15 protein-coding genes are annotated in these 16,195 nt (G+C 70.1%); 10 read left to right on the forward strand and 5 right to left on the reverse strand.

The genetic code is table 11. The features are described from left to right. Positions 1-30: 30 nt before the first annotated feature. The 6 genes from LZ017_RS17210 to LZ017_RS17235 all read left to right on the forward strand — a co-directional run bounded on the left by LZ017_RS17210 (position 31) and on the right by LZ017_RS17235 (position 5,287). Positions 31-399, forward strand: a complete 369-nt coding sequence (locus tag LZ017_RS17210; protein ID WP_241398125.1) for a GtrA family protein — start codon at positions 31-33, stop codon at positions 397-399. Then, complete coding sequence (locus LZ017_RS17215; protein ID WP_241398126.1) at positions 396-1,391, forward strand: glycosyltransferase family 2 protein; 996 nt, start codon at positions 396-398, stop codon at positions 1,389-1,391. The genes LZ017_RS17210 and LZ017_RS17215 overlap by 4 nt, the downstream gene beginning before the upstream one ends. Beyond that, the gene (locus LZ017_RS17220) at positions 1,378-2,859 is read left to right on the forward strand and encodes a glycosyltransferase family 39 protein (RefSeq protein WP_241398127.1); all 1,482 of its coding nucleotides are present in this window, start codon (positions 1,378-1,380) and stop codon (positions 2,857-2,859) included. The genes LZ017_RS17215 and LZ017_RS17220 overlap by 14 nt, the downstream gene beginning before the upstream one ends. Before the next feature lie 106 nt (positions 2,860-2,965). Then, entirely contained in the window at positions 2,966-3,205 is a 240-nt protein-coding gene (locus LZ017_RS17225) for a hypothetical protein (protein WP_241398128.1), read from the forward strand. Between the two features lie 137 nt (positions 3,206-3,342). Continuing rightward, positions 3,343-4,425, forward strand: a complete 1,083-nt coding sequence (locus LZ017_RS17230; RefSeq protein WP_241398129.1) for a sensor histidine kinase — start codon at positions 3,343-3,345, stop codon at positions 4,423-4,425. A gap of 34 nt (positions 4,426-4,459) precedes the next feature. Then, the gene (locus tag LZ017_RS17235) at positions 4,460-5,287 is read left to right on the forward strand and encodes a LytTR family DNA-binding domain-containing protein (RefSeq protein ID WP_241398130.1); all 828 of its coding nucleotides are present in this window, start codon (positions 4,460-4,462) and stop codon (positions 5,285-5,287) included. A 32-nt stretch (positions 5,288-5,319) separates the two neighbouring features. On the opposite strand, the gene LZ017_RS17240 is transcribed toward LZ017_RS17235, so the two are convergent. From LZ017_RS17240 to kynB, 5 genes are all read right to left on the reverse strand, one after another. Then, positions 5,320-5,559 (reverse strand): hypothetical protein, encoded by a 240-nt coding sequence (locus LZ017_RS17240; protein WP_241398131.1) that lies wholly within the window; start codon positions 5,557-5,559, stop codon positions 5,320-5,322. A 210-nt stretch (positions 5,560-5,769) separates the two neighbouring features. Continuing rightward, the gene (locus tag LZ017_RS17245; RefSeq protein WP_241398132.1) at positions 5,770-7,581 is read right to left on the reverse strand and encodes an aminopeptidase P family protein; all 1,812 of its coding nucleotides are present in this window, start codon (positions 7,579-7,581) and stop codon (positions 5,770-5,772) included. A 228-nt stretch (positions 7,582-7,809) separates the two neighbouring features. Beyond that, positions 7,810-8,697 (reverse strand): tryptophan 2,3-dioxygenase, encoded by an 888-nt coding sequence (kynA, locus tag LZ017_RS17250; RefSeq protein WP_241398133.1) that lies wholly within the window; start codon positions 8,695-8,697, stop codon positions 7,810-7,812. After that, on the reverse strand, positions 8,694-10,007 hold the full coding sequence (kynU, locus tag LZ017_RS17255) for a kynureninase (RefSeq protein WP_241398134.1): 1,314 nt from the start codon (positions 10,005-10,007) through the stop codon (positions 8,694-8,696). The genes kynA and kynU overlap by 4 nt, the downstream gene beginning before the upstream one ends. A 71-nt stretch (positions 10,008-10,078) precedes the next feature. Further along, positions 10,079-10,711 carry an arylformamidase gene (gene kynB / locus LZ017_RS17260; protein ID WP_241398135.1) on the reverse strand — a complete coding sequence of 211 codons (633 nt, stop codon included), beginning with the start codon at positions 10,709-10,711 and terminating at the stop codon, positions 10,079-10,081. A 296-nt stretch (positions 10,712-11,007) separates the two neighbouring features. On the opposite strand from kynB, the gene LZ017_RS17265 reads away from it, so the two are divergent. The 4 genes from LZ017_RS17265 to LZ017_RS17280 all read left to right on the forward strand — a co-directional run bounded on the left by LZ017_RS17265 (position 11,008) and on the right by LZ017_RS17280 (position 16,195). Continuing rightward, positions 11,008-12,462, forward strand: coding sequence for an LTA synthase family protein (locus LZ017_RS17265; RefSeq protein ID WP_241398136.1), 1,455 nt, complete (start codon positions 11,008-11,010; stop codon positions 12,460-12,462). Between the two features lie 63 nt (positions 12,463-12,525). Then, on the forward strand, positions 12,526-14,868 hold the full coding sequence (locus tag LZ017_RS17270) for a bifunctional salicylyl-CoA 5-hydroxylase/oxidoreductase (protein ID WP_241398137.1): 2,343 nt from the start codon (positions 12,526-12,528) through the stop codon (positions 14,866-14,868). Beyond that, positions 14,868-15,644 carry an SDR family NAD(P)-dependent oxidoreductase gene (locus LZ017_RS17275; RefSeq protein WP_241398138.1) on the forward strand — a complete coding sequence of 259 codons (777 nt, stop codon included), beginning with the start codon at positions 14,868-14,870 and terminating at the stop codon, positions 15,642-15,644. The genes LZ017_RS17270 and LZ017_RS17275 overlap by 1 nt, the downstream gene beginning before the upstream one ends. Continuing rightward, the gene (locus LZ017_RS17280; protein ID WP_374109945.1) at positions 15,644-16,195 is read left to right on the forward strand and encodes a MarR family winged helix-turn-helix transcriptional regulator; all 552 of its coding nucleotides are present in this window, start codon (positions 15,644-15,646) and stop codon (positions 16,193-16,195) included. The genes LZ017_RS17275 and LZ017_RS17280 overlap by 1 nt, the downstream gene beginning before the upstream one ends.

Consider the following 16,195-nt stretch of genomic DNA (forward strand, 5'->3'; position numbering starts at 1 on the left):
CCCTAATCTGACGCGATGACGGGGGCGGACATGTTCACACGCTATTTCATGACCAGTGTGCTGGCCACCCTCGTCCACTACATGGTGCTGGCCCTCCTGGCCGGCGTGGCCGGATGGACCTCCGGACCGGCCGCCGCGATGGGCGCGGCGATTGGTGGCGTCGTCGCGCTGTGGGGCAACTGGCACTACACCTTCGTCGAGCGTCGCCGCGAGTCCACGCTGCGGCGTGTGGCCACCCGGTTCACCACCGTGGTTCTGCTCAGCGCGCTGCTGCAGGGCTTGATGGTGCAGGGCTTCTGTTCGCAGCTCGGTTTGTCGGTGCTGCCGGCCCAGTTGCTGACGACGCTGCTGCTGTTCCTTCTCGGCTATGGGCTGAATCTACGTTGGAGCTTCGCATGAGCCCCTTCGATCCTCCCGCTCTGGCGGAATACGAGCTGAGCCTGGTCATTCCGGTGTTCAACGAGCAGGACAACCTGATGGTCCTGCACGAGCGTCTGCGACAGGCGCTGCAAGGCGTGCGCGCGGAGCTGATCTTCGTCGACGACGGCAGCACCGACCACAGTGCGGCGCTGCTGCGCGAGCTGCAGTCGCGGGACCCGCATGTCGGTGTGCTGCGCTTCAGCCGCAACTTCGGCAAGGAGCAGGCCATCACCGCCGGGCTGCAGGTGGCGCGTGGTCAGGCGGTGATCCTGATGGACGCCGACCTGCAGCATCCGCCCGAGATGATTCCGGCCATGCGGGCCGCCTGGCGCGACGGCGCCGACGTCGTGAACATGCGGCGTCGCAGCCGCGAGGACGAATCCTGGCTGAAGCGGCATGCCGCGCAGGGCTTCTATCGTCTGATCAACCGGCTCAGCGACATTCCCATCCCGGACGGCGTGGGGGACTTCCGGCTGTTCAGCCGGCGCGCGGTGGATGCGCTGAACCAGCTGCAGGAACGCAACCGCTTCATGAAGGGTTTGTTCGCGTGGATAGGCTATCGCCAGACCACACTGGACTATGACTGCGCGCAGCGTCAGGCGGGCCACAGCAAATGGCGCTTCCGGCAGCTGTGGAACTTCGCGCTGGAAGGCATCACCGCCTTCTCGGTCGCGCCGCTGAAGGTGGCGACCAAGCTGGGCCTGGCCAGCGCGCTGGCGTCCTTTGCCTTCGGGCTGTACTTCTTCGTGCGGGCGCTGGCTTATGGGGACCCGGTGCCTGGCTTCCCGACTTTGATCGTCGTCGTCCTGATGCTGGGCGGGCTGCAACTGCTGGCCATCGGCGTGCTGGGTGAGTACATCGGGCGCCTCAGCCTGGAGAGCAAGCGCCGGCCGCTGTTCCTGGTCGAATCCTACGAACCGGCTAGGTCGGCCATGCCGATGGAGGAACGGGTGGTGCATGCACCGAACTGACACGAGGCCGGACGACCGCGCGCTGCGCGCGGTCTGGGGGCTGCTGGGACTGCTGCTGGTGCTGCGCCTGCTGGCCATGGCCGGCTTGCCGCTCATGGACACCACCGAGGCCCGCTACGCCGAAATCGCCCGCAAGATGCTGGCCTGGCAGGACTGGGTCACGCCCTGGCATGCGCAGGGGCAGCCCTTCTGGGCCAAGCCGCCGCTGTCGTTCTGGATGACGGCGCTGAGCATGCGGCTGTTCGGCGTCAACGAGTTCGCGGCAAGGTTGCCGCATCTGCTGTGCGGCCTGGCCATCGCGTGGATGAGCGCCCGTTTCGCGCTGCGTCAGCACACGGACGCAGCGCAGGCCCCCAGGCTGCGCGCCTGGGTCTGGGCGTTGCTGGGCGGCTCGCTGCTCTTCGTGGTCTCGGCCGGGGCGGTGATGACCGATGCCGCGCTGGTGCTGTGCGCCACCGGCGCGATGTGTGCCTTCTGGAATGCCCAGCAGCAGGGCGACCGCCGTGCGGCCTGGACCTTCTTCGTCTGGCTGGGCCTGGGGCTGCTGGCCAAGGGACCGCTGATCCTGGTGCTGGTGGGGCTGCCCCTGCTCGGCTGGTGCGCCTGGGAAGGGGCCTGGACGCGCGCCTGGCGCGCGCTGCCCTGGCTGCGCGGCGTCGCGCTGGCCTTGCTGGTCGCCGCGCCCTGGTATGGGCTGGCGGAGCAGCGCACGCCGGGCTTCCTGGCCTACTTCATCGTCGGCGAACACTGGCATCGTTTTGTCACGCCGGGCTGGGCCGGCGACCTGTACGGCAAGGCGCACCGCGCCGCGCCGGGCACGATCTGGCTGTTCGCCTTCGCAGCGGCGCTGCCCTGGAGTGTGCTGCTGCCCCTGGCGGCATGGCGCCGCCACCGCTCGGCACCGGGGGCCGGCACGGCGCAGGCCTCGCTGCGCCGCTATCTGTGGCTGTGGGCCTTGACGCCGCTGCTGTTCTTCAGCGCCGCGCGCAACATCATCTGGCCCTACGCGCTGCCGGCCTTGCCGGCCGCGGCGCTGCTGGCGGCTTTCTGGTGCCTGGACCGCCCCGCGCAGAGTCTGCGCGGGCTGCTCGCGGGGCTGCTGGCCAGCGTGGCGATGATGCTGGGGGCGCTGGGCTGGGCCTTCAGCAACGGCCATGCGGAAGCAGCCAGCGCGCGCCGTCAGGTGCTGATGTATGAGCGCGAGCATCGCGCGGGGCAGCCGCTGATCTTCCTGGACAAGCAGCCTTTCTCGGCCGAGTTCTACAGCCGTGGACAGGCCCGCAGCGCGGCGACACCGGAGGCCTTGCGCGCGCAATGCGGCGCGGCCGGCTGCCTGGCCGTGTTGCCCGAAGGCATGACGGGCGCGCTGCTGGAGACCGGGCTGCGCCCGGTGCGCGTGCTCGGCGAGGGGCATGCCGACCGCCTCTGGGAGCTGAGCGCGAGCGAAGCCGGCCCGCCCCCGCGCTGAGCGCCGGGCTCCCCCTTCGGTGGGCCCTCTTCGATGGGGTGGCGCGAGTGCCGATCTGCGGCCAAAGTTGTCGCTGTTGAAGCAGCTCGGATCCCAGGAGGCCGCCATGCATTTCGCCGAAGTCGACGCCGGGGATTACCGCATCTACGCGGTCGCGCTGGAGCGCCCGCCGTCCGGCTATGTGGCGGCGGTGGTCGTGATGCGCGTGGTGGGCGAGCGACGCGAGGCGTTTCGCGACGAGGCCCTGGCCGGTGGCTATGGCTGGCCCACGCCCGCCGAGGCCCTGCGCTTTGCGGTGAACGCCGGGCACGAGGCGGTGATGTGCCGGGTGGGCATGCGCGCCTGACGGGCACAGACCTGGCCTTTGGCGGATCGCAACGCCAATCGCATCGCGGCCGCCATTCGGGTCGCCCAGACCGTCATTCGTCGCCTCCTTGACCTTGGCAGGTTGGGCCCGGGCCCCGAGCCGGCTATCGTGCCGGCATGTCCGATGCACAAGAACTTGTCGCGCCCCCGCCGTCCTCGGGCTGGCCCGGCTTCGTGGCCTATCTGACGCCGGCACGGGTTCTGCTGGCCCTGACCCTGGCCTTCATCGCGGCGGCGCTGCTGTCGCCCATCTTCATCACGCCGTTCCCCATCTTGCTGGGGCGCACGCTGTTCGTCGGCATGCTGGCGCTGCTCGCCTTCTCGGCCGCGGGGCAGTGGCCGCAGCGCCTGCCGGTCTGGTGCGCGCGCTGGCTGTTTCAGGTGGTGGTGGTGGCGGCGGCGGTGCCGCTGGCGACGCTGATCGTCTACCTCGTCGCCACCGGTGGCGACCTGGCCAGCTTCTTCCGCAGCGAGGCCCGGGTGATGGGTTTCATGTGGATCGCCGGCACCGGCCTGCTGCTCGGGCCTTTGCTGGCCATGGGGGCGCTGTACCGCCAACGCGATGCCGAGGCGCGCAGCCAGGCCCTGCATTTCGAGTTGGAGCGCAGCGAGCTGGAGCGCCAGGCCCTGGACGCACGTCTGCGCCTGCTGCAGGCCCAGGTGGAGCCGCACTTTCTCTTCAACACCCTGGCCAATGTGCGCGAGCTGGTGGAGTCCGGCTCGGCCCAGGCCGCACCGGTGCTGCGCAGCCTGATCGCCTATCTGCGCGCGGCCATGCCGCGGCTGCAGAACGAAAGCAGCACACTGGGCGACGAGCTCTCGCTGGTGCAGGCCTATCTGGAGCTGATGCACCTGCGCATGCCGGACCGCCTGCGCTATGAGATCACCGTGCCGGCGGATCTGCAGGGACTGCGTTTTCCGCCGATGGCGCTGCTGACCCTGGTGGAGAACGCGGTACGACACGGCATTGACCCCAGTGAGCAGGGCGGACGCATCGACGTCGGCGGCGCGCGCGCCGGCGCGGAGCTGCGGCTGTGGGTCAGCGACAGTGGCGTGGGCCTGACGCAGAGCATGGGCTCGGGCACCGGGCTGCGCAACCTGAGCGAGCGGCTCAAGCTGTTCTACGGCCCGTCGGCGGCGCTGGACCTGACCGAAAATCGGCCCCACGGCCTGCGTGCCGAGATCCGCATCCAGCCCTGAACCGAGTCGACATCCCCGCGCAAGCGCCACGGCCATGAACACCCTCCGACCGACCGCCCTGATCGCCGACGACGAACCGCTGCTGCGCGACAGCCTGGTGCGCGCGCTGGGGCGGGTGTGGCCCGAGCTGGAGGTGGTGGCGCAGGCGCGCAACGGCCGCGAGGCCATGGAATTGTTCGACGCCCATCAACCGGATGTGGTCTTCCTGGACGTGCACATGCCCGGCCACAACGGCATGGAGGCGGCGCGCCATGTCGCGCGTCGCGCTCACATCGTTTTCGTCACTGCGTTCGAGCAGTACGCGCTGCAGGCCTTCGATCGGGGTGCGCTGGACTATCTGGTCAAGCCGCTGGACGAGGCCCGGCTGGCCGAGACCGTGCAACGCCTGCGCGAGCGACTGGCCGAGCGTCAGCCCGCGACTGGCGTCAACACCGAGGCCATGGATGCCGTGCTGCAGGAGTTGGCGCGCCGCCTGGCGCAGCAGTCCGGGCGAGCCTCGCCGGGCGCTTCGGCGCCCGCCGCGGGGGCGGACGAGGGGCCGCTGCAATGGATACGCGCGTCGGTGGGGCAGACGCTGAAGCTGATCCCGGTGGACCAGATCCTGTTCCTGCGCTCCGACGAGAAATACACGCTGGTCGTCTCGCAGGACGGCGAGGCGCTGATCCGTACGCCGATCCGCGAGCTGATCGAGCGCCTGGACCCCCAGCGTTTCGTGCAGGTGCACCGCTCGGTGGTGGTCAACCTGCACGCGATCAGCCATGTCACGCGCGGCCCTAACGAAACGGCCGACTTGCACCTGAAGGGCCGGCCCGAGGTGCTGCCGGTGAGCCGCAGCTATCTGCACCTGTTCCGGCAGATGTAGTCCGATCCTCCGGTGTGGCGCAGGCGGTGGCTTTAGCGCCTGCCGGCCTTGCCGTGGACCACCACCGGGTCCAGCAGCCACACCGTGACGCCGCCACCCAGCGACTGCAGCACCGCCAGCGCCGCGACGACCAGCACGGCTAGCAGCAGCGAGACATGCAGCGCGCTGTCCGACAGGCGATGCAGCCAGCGTCGCGAACGCGAGCTCTGCGTGGGCATGGACGAGTCAGCCCCATGGACCCGATGTGTGAAACCCAGGCGCATGAACTTCATGATGAGCTCCTTGGCACCATGAACGCTTGGCGTGTACCGGAGGCGGCCTTGACGAGCCGGCCTTCGCGAAGAAGGCCGGATGCCGCATCCTCCGTATCCCCGCTGGAAGTTTAGGCGTCGGTCCTGGCGAGTTCCAGGCGCGCGGCGGGGGGGCGCAAGGGGGCAGAACGCGGGGCCGTGGCCGGCGCACCGCCCCCGCCCGGCGCGGGCTTAGAAGGGCTCGGTGCGGCGCAGCAGCCAGTCGCGCGCGGCGCCATCCACCAGCGGCAACAGGCGGGCACGCACCTCGGCGTGGTAGGCGTTGAGCCACTCGATCTCGGCTGTGTCCAGCAGCGCGCGATCGATGCAGTCGGTGGCGATGGGGCACAGCGTCAGGGTCTCGAAGCCCAGCATCTCGCCGAAGGCGTTGTGCTCCGGCGTGTCCACCGCCACGTTCAGCACCAGGTTCTCGATGCGCACCCCCCACTGGCTGGGTCGGTACAGGCCCGGTTCGATGGAGGTGATCATGCCCGGCTCCATCGCCATGTTGGCGTCAGGCACCGCCTTGGAGATGCTCTGCGGGCCCTCGTGCACGTTCATGAAATAGCCGACGCCGTGGCCGGTGCCATGGCCGTAGTCCAGGCCGTGCTGCCACAGCGGCGCACGCGCGATCGCGTCCAGCATGGGGCTCAACGTGCCGCGCGGGAAGCGCGTGCGCGACAGCGCGATCGTGCCCTTGAGCACCAGCGTGTAGTCGCGCCGCTGGGCCGGCGTCACGGTGCCGATGGCCCACACGCGGGTGATGTCGGTGGTGCCGCCCAGGTATTGGCCGCCGGAGTCGATCAGCAGCAGGCCGTCGCCGGCGATGGCCGAGAAGGATTCCGGCGTGGCGCGGTAATGGGGCAGGGCGCCGTTGGCGTTGAAGCCGGCGATGGTCGAGAAGCTCAGGCCCACGAAGCCCGGGCGGCGCGCGCGCTCGGCGCTCAGCCATTCGTCCACCGTCAACTCGCTCAGCGCCTCGCCGGCGGCCAGCGCGGCCTCGAAGCGGGCGTAGAAGGCGCACATCGCCGCGCCGTCCTGCTCCATGGCCTCGCGCACGAAGCGGGCCTCGGCGGCGGTCTTGCGGCTCTTGGCCAGCGTGCTGGGGTTGATGGCCTCGACCACGCGGGCGCCGGCCGGCAGGGCTTCGCGCAGGCCCAGCGTACTGCGGCGCGGATCGATTAGCACGCAGGCCTCGGCGGGCAGCGCGGCGAGCGCGGCGCGGGCCTGGTCGTAGTCGGCCAGCGCCACGCCGTCCGCGGCCAGGCGCGCCGCCAGCTCGGCGGGCACCTTGCCGGCGCCCACGAAGAGCCGGGCCTGCTGCGCGTCCAGCAGCAGGTGAGCCATGAACACCGGGTTGTAGCTGACGTCGGCGCCGCGCAGATTGAGCAGCCAGGCCACGTCGTCGACGCTGGAAATCAGGTGGTGGCTGGCGCCCTTCGCGGCCATCGCGGCGCGCACCTGGGCCAGCTTGTCGGCCCGGCTCACCGTGGCCTGTGGCGCCTGGTGCTCGTACACGGGCGCCTGCGGCAGCGTGGGGCGGTCCTCCCAGACACGGTCCAGCAGGTCCAGCTCGGTGCGCAGCGCGATGCCCCGCGCCTCCAGCGCCGTGCGCAGCAGCTGGGCCTGGGCCAGGCCCAGGCATTGGCCGTCCACCGCCAGCGCCTGACCCGTCTGCAGCGTGTTCGCGATCCACTCGATGTGGTGCAGCGCGGCGCCGGTGGGGATCTTGAACAGCGTGATGCCGCTGCCGTCCAGTTCGCGCTCGGCCTGGGTCCAGTAGCGGCTGTCGGCGAACAACCGGGCGTCGTCCAGGGTCACCACCAGGGTGCCCATGGAGCCGGTGAAACCCGACAGCCATTCGCGGCCCTGCCAGCGTTCGGGCAGGTATTCCGACAGATGGGGGTCGGCCGAGGGCACGAGGCAGGCATGGGTGCCGGTGTCGCGCATGGCGTCGCGCAGGCGGGAAATGCGGAGTTTGATCTGCGAAATGCGGGCGTCCATGGGTGTCTCGTCTCCGTGTTCTTGGCGCGGGTGTCCTGTCGTGGGACCGGGTGCCGGACGGGCCCGGGTGGGGCCGTGGCCGGCAAGGGCTGTCGCCGCCCGGGGCCAGCGTGGCCCGAGGCGGTGCGGTAGGCCCGGCGCTGCCGGGTCCATCCTGGCGGGAATTGTAGGAGCCTGATCCAGATCAGGGCGCAAGGCGGGCGTTCAGCGCCCGCCCGCCTTGCCGGCTCACAGCTCGGTGCGCAGCGCCCAGAGCTCGGGGAAGAGCACGGTGTCCAGCATCTTGCGCAGATAACCGACGCCGGAGGTGCCGCCGGTGCCGCGCTTGAAGCCGATCACGCGCTCCACCGTGGTGACATGGCGGAAGCGCCAGAGGCGGAAGGCGTCCTCCAGGTCCACCAGCTCCTCGCCCATCTGGTAGAGGTCCCAGTGCGCGCGCGGGTCGCGGTAGACGGCCAGCCAGGCGGCCTTGACGCCCTCGTCGGCGGCATAGGGCTGGGTCCAGTCGCGCTCGACATGGCGGGCGGGCACGGCGATGCCGCGCCGCGCCATCAGGCGCAGCACCTCGTCGTACAGCGAGGGGGCGCGCCACGCGGCCTCCACCGCCGCCAGCAGTTCGGGCCGGTGCGCATGCGGCTTGAGCATGGCCGCGTTCTTGTTGCCCAGCATGAATTCGATCTGGCGGTACTGCCAACTCTGGAAACCGCTGCTGTTGGACAGATAGGGCCGGATCGCCGAGTACTCCGGGGGCGTCATCGTGGCCAGCACATCCCAGGCATGGACCAGCTGTTCCATGATGCGCGAGACGCGCGCCAGCATCTTGAAGGCCTCGGGCAACTGGTCCTGGCCGACGCATCGCACCGCGGCATGCAGCTCGTGCAGCATCAGCTTCATCCACAGCTCCGAGGTCTGGTGCTGGACGATGAAGAGCATCTCGTTGTGGTCCGGCGAGAGCGGATGCTGCGCGGACAGCACCTGGTCCAGGTGCAGGTAGTCGCCGTAGCTCATGTCGCGCGAGAAATCCAGCTGCGCGCCTTCGTCGCGGACGATCTGCTCGCTGCGGCCGGCCCCGGCATCGGCGCCGTGCGCAGGGGTGGGGTGGTGGGGACAGCTCATGTCACGGCAGCCTTTTGGTTGAAGCGGGCTTCCTGCCACTCCTCGGTGGCGAGGACCTCGCGGAGATGCTCCACCGCGTCCCAGACGTCTGCAAAGCCCAGGTACAGCGGCGTGAAGCCGAAGCGCAGGATGTGGGGCACGCGATCCAGCCGCTCGGGGTCGCCGGCGCGGAAGTCGCCGATCACGCCGCGGCCGATCAGCGCCTGCACCACCGCATAGCCCGCCTCGTGCAGCGGTGCGGCCAGGCTCAGGCACACCTGGCTGCCGCGCCGCGCCGCATCGCGCGGCGACTCCAGGCGCACGCCCAGGTCGCGCGACGCCTTCAGGCCGCAGCGCGATTCGGCCAGCTCGATGAAGAGCTCGGTCAGCGCGATGGACTTGGCGCGCAGCGCCTGCATGCCTCCCAGCGGCTCGGCGGCCAGCAGCGTGTCCACGCCGCATTCCAGCGCCGCGGTGCCGATGATGGCCGGCGTGCCGCAGATGTAGCGTTGAATGCCCGGCGCGGGCTGGTAGTCCGGCGTGAACTGGAAGGGCGCGGCATGGCCCAGCCAGCCCGACAGCGGCTGCCAGAAGCGGTCGACGTGGCGCGGGTTCACCCAGACGAAGGCCGGCGCGCCGGGACCGCCGTTGAGGTATTTGTAGCTGCAGCCGATCGCGAAGTCGGCGTCCGCGCCGTTCAGGTCCACCGGGATGGCACCGGCCGAATGCGCCAGGTCCCAGACCACCAGGGCTCCGGCTTTGTGGGCCGCCGCGGTCAGCGCCTGCATGTCGTGCAGATGGCCGCTGCGGTAGTTGACCTGCGTGAGCATCAGCACGGCCAGCTCGCCGTTGATCAGCGCGGGCAACTCGTCCACGTGATCGAAGAGCTTGAGCGAGTAGCCATGCTGCTCGGCCAGGCTCTCGGCGATGTAGAGGTCGGTCGGGAAGTTGCTGCGTTCCGAGACGATGAGCCGGCGCGCGGGCTGGTCGGCACGCGCAATGCGCAGCGCCGCGCTGAGCACCTTGTACAGGTTCAGCGAGGTGGAATCGGCCACCACGGTCTCGCCCGGGCGGGCCCCGATCAGCCGGCCGATCTTGTCGCCGATGCGCCGCGGCAACTCCATCCAGCCGGCGCTGTTCCAGCTCTTGATCAGGTCCTGGCCCCATTCCTGCGTGATCACCTGCTGCACGCGCGCGGCCGTCGCCTTGGGCAGCACGCCCAGCGAATTGCCGTCCAGATAGATCACGCCCGGTGGCAGCGCGAACTGCTCCTTCAGCGGACGCAGCGGGTCCGCCTGATCGCGCGCCACGCAATCCTGTCGGGTGGTCATGGTGTCTCCTGTGTCAGTGGTCTAACGATGATGAAAACCGGTGCCGAGCGCCGGCGCCTTGCCGGGGGGCTTCATCCACCCCTCAACACCGCCCGCACCGGTGACGCGCAAGCTCCGGCCAGCCGCAGGGGCAGCGCGATGAGTTCGTAGTCGCCCTCAGGCACCTCGTCCAGCACCAGGTTTTCCAGCACGCGCAGATCGGCGCGGCGCAGCTGCTGGTGGCTGTCCAGGGTTTTGCTGGCGCCGGGGTCGACCGAGGGCGTGTCAATGCCGATCAGCCGAACGCCCTGCGCGGCCAGCCATTGCACGGTCTCCGGTGCGTAGGCGCTGAAATCGGGGTTCCAGTGGCGGTCGGCGCGTTCGCAGCAGCGCACCAGCACGCGCGGGGGCAGGTCATGCGCGGCATGGCGCAGGTGCTCGACGCGCACCAGCGGCCCGCAGCCGATCGCATGGATCACGCGGCAGGGCCCGAGGTAGGGTGCGAGGTCCACCGAGGCGATGTCGGACGCACCGTCGGCGTAATGCAGCGGCGCGTCGGCATGGGCTCCGACATGGGGCGACATCGTGATCGCGCTGAGGTTGACTGGGCAGCCCGGCGAGAGGCGGGCGGTCCAGCGCAGCGCATAGGGTTCATCCCCCGGGAAGATGGGCGCGTCCGCACTCACTAGCGGCGAGATGTCCCAGAGTCTGCGTTCATTCGTCATCGTGGATCTCCTCGCATCGACGGCGCGCCATCGGGCGTGGCGGTCGAAGCGGCGCGCACGTTAGCCTGCGCCGCGACCGTGTGGTGTCGGTTAATTCCAACATCGAATCGGGGACAGGCGCCAGTGCCGGACGGGCCCATTGCCTGGTGTGGCGCGGCGGCCGTCGCGGCGGCTTCACAGGGCTTTACCTTGGAACAGCTTGGGAAACCTTGGCACACGGCCGGGCAAACCGGGGCCGGGAGACTGGCCCGTTGTTCCCTCCCGCACCTGTTGCCGTGAAATCCCCAATCCCTTTGTTGCGCGCCGTACTGCCGGTGCTGGCTCTGCCGGCCCTGGTGTTCGTGCTGGTGGGCCTGTTCGCCAGCTGTCTCTTCCTGCGCAATTACCTCGGGCCGGTGACGCTGAGCCAACTGCTCTACCACCTGCAGTACGGGGGCATGGACTACGCCGACCCGCGCATGCTCTGGCGCGCGCTGCGCTATGGCGCGGGCACGCTGCTGCTCACCGCCTTGCTGTGCGGGCTGCTGCGCCGCATGCGGCCCTGGGTGCGCAAGCTGGTCTGGGGCGGGCTGCTGGCCGGCGTGGCGCTGTCGGTCACCGCGACGGTGGAGTCGCCCTGCGAGGACCCGGAGCTGGACCTGATCGCGGCCGACTATGTCGACCCGGCGGCGCAGCGCTTCGAGCGACCCGCCGGACCCATGCCCGACCTGCTGCTCGTGTTCATGGAGTCGCTGGACCAGCGTTTCGTGCAGGCGCGCTGGATGCCGCAGCTCAGCAAGCTGGGCACGGACGGCACGGACTTCGGCCACCTCTACACGCTCAACGGCGCGAACTGGACCGTGGGCGGCCTGTTCAGCACGCTGTGCGGCCTGCCGTTGCAGCCGGTGGGGCTGATGAGCCGCCATGCGCTGGAGTACGCGACACGCTTTTTCGACGGGGGGACCTGCCTGACCGACGTGCTGGCGCGCGAGGGCTGGTCGCTGAGCTTCTATGGCGGCGCGTCGCTGAAGTTCGCTGGCAAGGGCCTGTTCCTGGAGCGCCACGGCGTGACGCGGCGCTTCGGCCGCGAGCAGTGGCAGCAGCGCGGCGTGCCGGTGCCCGAACAGGGCTGGGGGCTGCTGGACGCGGCGCTGGCCGAGCAGGCCTGGCAGGACATGCAGCGCCCGCGCGAGGACGGCCGGCCGCGCGTCTCGCTGATGCTGACGGTGAACACCCATGGGCCCAATGGCACCCCGGACCCCGGCTGCGGGCAGGGCGGCACCGCGCCCTTGAGCGACAACGAACAGATGGCGCTGGCGCTGGACTGCTCGGATCGCGCCGTCGCCCGCCTGGTGCGGCGCTTCCTGGCACAGGCCGACGGCCGGCCCAAACTGGTCTGGCTGCAGGGTGACCACGTGTCCCCGCTGCCCCTGCTGTTCGACGGCAGCGAGGACCAGTGGAAGGCCCGCGACCTGTTCCAGCTGCTGCTGCGCGCCGACGGGCAGGGGCATGTCCTGCCGTCGCTCACGCCGCGCGACGAGAACGGCAGCCCGACGGAGCGCCAGTACAGCCACTTCGACGTCTTCGCGACCCTGCTGGATGCGATGGGTCTGCGCTGGAGCCCGGCCAGCCACCGGCTGGGCCTGGGCGTGTCGCTGCTCGCGCCCGAGGCGCCCGCGACGCTGCTCGAGCGCGAGGGCGTTGCCGCATCCAACCGCCGCCTGTCTTGCCCGTCGCCGCTGTTCCATAGACTCTGGTTCTCGGATCGCTGAATTGCTTGACATCTAAAATATCGAACCCTAAAGTTGGTTTGTCAACCACGAAAGGGTTTCGAGATGCGGATCACCTGCCTCGGTGGCGGCCCGGCCGGCCTCTACTTCGCGCTGCTGATGAAACAGCAGGACCCGGCGAACCAGGTCACGGTGCTGGAGCGCAACCGGCCCGGTGACACCTTCGGCTGGGGGGTGGTGTTCTCGGACCAGACCCTGGAGGGCCTGCGCGCGGCCGACCCCAAGACCGCCGGCCAGATCCTGGACGCCTTCAACCACTGGGACGACATCGCGGTGCATTTCGGCGGCCGCCGCATGGTCTCTGGTGGCCACGGTTTCTGCGGCATCGGGCGCAAGAAGCTGCTCAACATCCTGCAGGACCGCTGCGCCGAACTGGGCGTGGAGATCCGCTATGAGACGGAGGCCCCCGACGACGAGGCGCTGGAGGCCGACCTCGTCATCGCCGCCGACGGCCTGAACAGCCGCGTGCGCCAGAAGTACGCGGCGCACTACCAGCCGGACATCGACCTGCGCCGCTGCCGCTTCGTCTGGCTGGGCACGACCAAGCTCTTCGACGCCTTTACCTTCGACTTCCAGAAGACCGAATGGGGCTGGTTCCAGGCCCACGCCTACCGCTTCGACGCCACGCACTCCACCTTCATCGTCGAGGCGCCCGAACCGGTCTGGCAGGCCGCTGGGCTGGAGCAGATGAGCAAGGAGGAGGGCATCGCCTTCTGCGAGAAGCTTTTCGCCCAGGTGCTCGACGGCCATGCGCTCATCTCCAATGCCAGCCATCTGCGCGGATCGGCGCAGTGGATCCGCTTCCCGCGCGTGGTGTGCAAGACCTGGGTGCACCGCAACAGTCGCGGTACACCGGTGGTGCTGATGGGCGATGCGGCGCACACGGCGCACTTCAGCATCGGTTCGGGCACCAAGCTGGCGTTCGAGGATGCGATCGGTCTGGCGCGCGAGATCGCCGCCTGCCCCGGCGACCTGGGCACGGCGCTGGAGCGCTATCAGGCCAGCCGCAGCATCGAGGTGCTGCGCATCCAGAACGCGGCGCGCAATTCCACCGAGTGGTTCGAGAACGTCGAGCGCCATGCGCAGCTGGAGCCCGAGCAGTTCGCCTACTCGCTGCTGACCCGCTCGCAGCGCATCTCGCACGAGAACCTGCGCCTGCGCGATGCCCGCTATGTCGGCGACTACGAACGCTGGCTGGCGCAGCGCAGCGGGCTGGACCGCGCCGTGCCGCCCATGTTCACGCCGTTCAAGCTGCGCGGCGTGCAGCTGAAGAACCGTGTCGTCGTGTCGCCGATGGCGCAGTACTCCTGCGTCGACGGTCTGCCGGCCGACTATCACCTGATGCACCTGGGTGCGCGCGCGATGGGGGGCGCCGGGCTGGTCTTCGCCGAGATGACCTGCGTCTCGCCGGACGCGCGCATCACCCCGGGCTGTCCGGGGCTGTGGAATGACGCGCAGCAGGCCGGCTGGACGCGCATCGTGGACCATGTGCATCGCCACAGCAGCGCCAGGATCGCGCTGCAGCTGGGCCATGCCGGGGCCAAGGGCGCGACCCGCGTGGCCTGGGAGGGCATCGACCAGCCGCTGCAGGAGGGCGGCTGGCCGCTGATCTCCGCTTCGCCGCAGCAGTACCTGGACGGCGTCAGCGCCTGGTCGCGCGCGATGACGCGCGAGGACATGGACCGCGTGCGCGAGGACTTCGTCGCCGCCACGCGCCGCGCGGCCGCCGCCGGCTTCGACTGGCTGGAGCTGCACTGCGCGCACGGCTATCTGCTGTCCAGCTTCATCTCGCCGCTGACCAACCAGCGCGACGACGCCTATGGCGGCTCGCTGGAGAACCGGCTGCGCTACCCGCTGGAGGTCTTCCAGGCGATGCGCGCGGCCTGGCCCGCCGATCGGCCCATGTCCGTGCGCATCTCCGCGCACGACTGGGTGGACGGTGGCATCACGCCCGAGGACGCGGTGCAGATCGCCGCGGCCTTCAAGGCGGCCGGCGCCGATTTGATCGACGTCTCCTCCGGTCAGGTGAGCAAGAAGGAAAAGCCGGTGTTCGGCCGCATGTGGCAGACGCCGTTCTCCGAGTCCATACGCAACCGTGTCGGCATTCCCACCATCGCGGTGGGTGCGATCTCCGAGGCCGACCATGTCAACAGCATCATCGCGGCCGGCCGCGCCGACCTGTGCGCGGTGGCCCGCCCGCACCTGGCCAACCCGGCCTGGACGCTGACCGAGGCCGCCCGCATCGGCTACCTGGGCGGCCCGGGGCTGGACTGGCCCAAGCCCTATGTCTCCGGCAAGACGCAGCTGGAGCGCGAGTTCGAGCGCCAGCGCGCCCAGGGCGGCGGTGCTGCCGCGCAGGAAGCGGCCAACAAGGCACTGGGGGTGTGATGGGCGAGGCCTTGCATGCGGTGGTGACCGGCGGCGGCAGCGGCATCGGCGCGGCGGTGGCGCGGCGGCTGCGGCAGGAGGGCCTGCGGCTGACGCTGATGGGGCGCTCGCTGGACAAGCTGCGCGCGCAGCAGGCCGAGCTGGCGGCCTTGGCCGGCGCGGCGGCGGTGCAGATCCAGGTCTGCGACGTCGGTGACGAGGCCAGCGTGCGCGCGGCCTTTGCTGCGGCGGTGCAGGCTCAGGGGCCGGTGGACGTGCTCGTCAACAACGCCGGCCAGGTCGAGACCGCGCCGCTGGCGCGCACCTCGCTGGACAGCTGGAACCGGCTGCTGCAGGTCAACCTGACCGGCAGCTTCCTGTGCAGCCGCGAGGTGGCGCCCGCGATGGCGCAGCGCGGCTTCGGCCGCATCGTCAATGTCGCGAGCACCGCGGCGCTGAAGGGCTATGCCTATGTCGCCGCCTATTGCGCGGCCAAGCATGGCGTGCTGGGCCTGACGCGGGCGATGGCGCTGGAGCTCGCCACCAAGGGTGTGACGGTGAACGCGGTCTGCCCGGGCTACACCGAGACCGACATCGTCGCGAATGCGGTGGACACCATCGTTGCCAAGACCGGCCGCACGGCCGAGGCCGCGCGCGCCGAGCTGGCGGCCGCGAACCCGCAGGGCCGGCTGGTGCAGCCGGACGAGGTGGCGGCGGCCGTGGCCTACCTGCTGCGGCACGACGCCGGCGCGATCACCGGCCAGGCCATCGCTGTCTGCGGCGGGGAGGTGATGTGATTCCCGCCCTGCCGCCGGACGGCGAGGCCCTGGTCGACGAGGTGCCCGACCTCGAATCGCGCGTGGCCGAGCACGACCACCAGGCGCTCAAGCTCTGGCTGCGCCTGCTGGCCTGCACCATGCGGATTGAAACCCAGATCCGCAGCCGGCTGCGCCAGGACTTCGGCACCACGCTGCCGCGCTTCGACCTGCTCGCACAGCTGGAGCGCCATCCGCAGGGGTTGTCCATGCGCGAGCTGTCGCAGCGGCTGATGGTCACCGGTGGCAACGTCACCGGCATCACCGACCAGCTGGAGGCCGAAGGCCTGGTGCAGCGCGAGCCGCATCCCAGCGACCGGCGCTCTTTCAGCGTCAAGCTCACGCCCGCGGGCCGGCGCCAGTTCAAACGCATGGCGGCCACGCACGAAGCCTGGATCGACGAGCTGCTGGCGGGCTGGAACGCCGAGCAGAAGACCCAGGTCTATGCGCTGCTGGCGGCGCTGAAGGGCCACCTGAACCAACTGCCGCCGTCTGCCGAGCGGACCGGCGGTGCCACGAACCCGAGGAAATGA

It is taken from the genome of Pelomonas sp. CA6, from assembly GCF_022549225.1.
Taxonomy (GTDB): Bacteria; Pseudomonadota; Gammaproteobacteria; order Burkholderiales; family Burkholderiaceae_C; genus Roseateles.

Coding starts and splice junctions, on each gene's coding strand:
- LZ017_RS17210 (WP_241398125.1), top strand. CDS start 31: ATGTTCACACGCTATTTCATGACCAGTGTGCTGGCCACCCTCGTCCAC.
- LZ017_RS17215 (WP_241398126.1), top strand. CDS start 396: ATGAGCCCCTTCGATCCTCCCGCTCTGGCGGAATACGAGCTGAGCCTG.
- LZ017_RS17220 (WP_241398127.1), top strand. CDS start 1,378: ATGCACCGAACTGACACGAGGCCGGACGACCGCGCGCTGCGCGCGGTC.
- LZ017_RS17225 (WP_241398128.1), top strand. CDS start 2,966: ATGCATTTCGCCGAAGTCGACGCCGGGGATTACCGCATCTACGCGGTC.
- LZ017_RS17230 (WP_241398129.1), top strand. CDS start 3,343: ATGTCCGATGCACAAGAACTTGTCGCGCCCCCGCCGTCCTCGGGCTGG.
- LZ017_RS17235 (WP_241398130.1), top strand. CDS start 4,460: ATGAACACCCTCCGACCGACCGCCCTGATCGCCGACGACGAACCGCTG.
- LZ017_RS17240 (WP_241398131.1), bottom strand. CDS start 5,559: ATGAAGTTCATGCGCCTGGGTTTCACACATCGGGTCCATGGGGCTGAC.
- LZ017_RS17245 (WP_241398132.1), bottom strand. CDS start 7,581: ATGGACGCCCGCATTTCGCAGATCAAACTCCGCATTTCCCGCCTGCGC.
- kynA (WP_241398133.1), bottom strand. CDS start 8,697: ATGAGCTGTCCCCACCACCCCACCCCTGCGCACGGCGCCGATGCCGGG.
- kynU (WP_241398134.1), bottom strand. CDS start 10,007: ATGACCACCCGACAGGATTGCGTGGCGCGCGATCAGGCGGACCCGCTG.
- kynB (WP_241398135.1), bottom strand. CDS start 10,711: ATGACGAATGAACGCAGACTCTGGGACATCTCGCCGCTAGTGAGTGCG.
- LZ017_RS17270 (WP_241398137.1), top strand. CDS start 12,526: ATGCGGATCACCTGCCTCGGTGGCGGCCCGGCCGGCCTCTACTTCGCG.
- LZ017_RS17275 (WP_241398138.1), top strand. CDS start 14,868: ATGGGCGAGGCCTTGCATGCGGTGGTGACCGGCGGCGGCAGCGGCATC.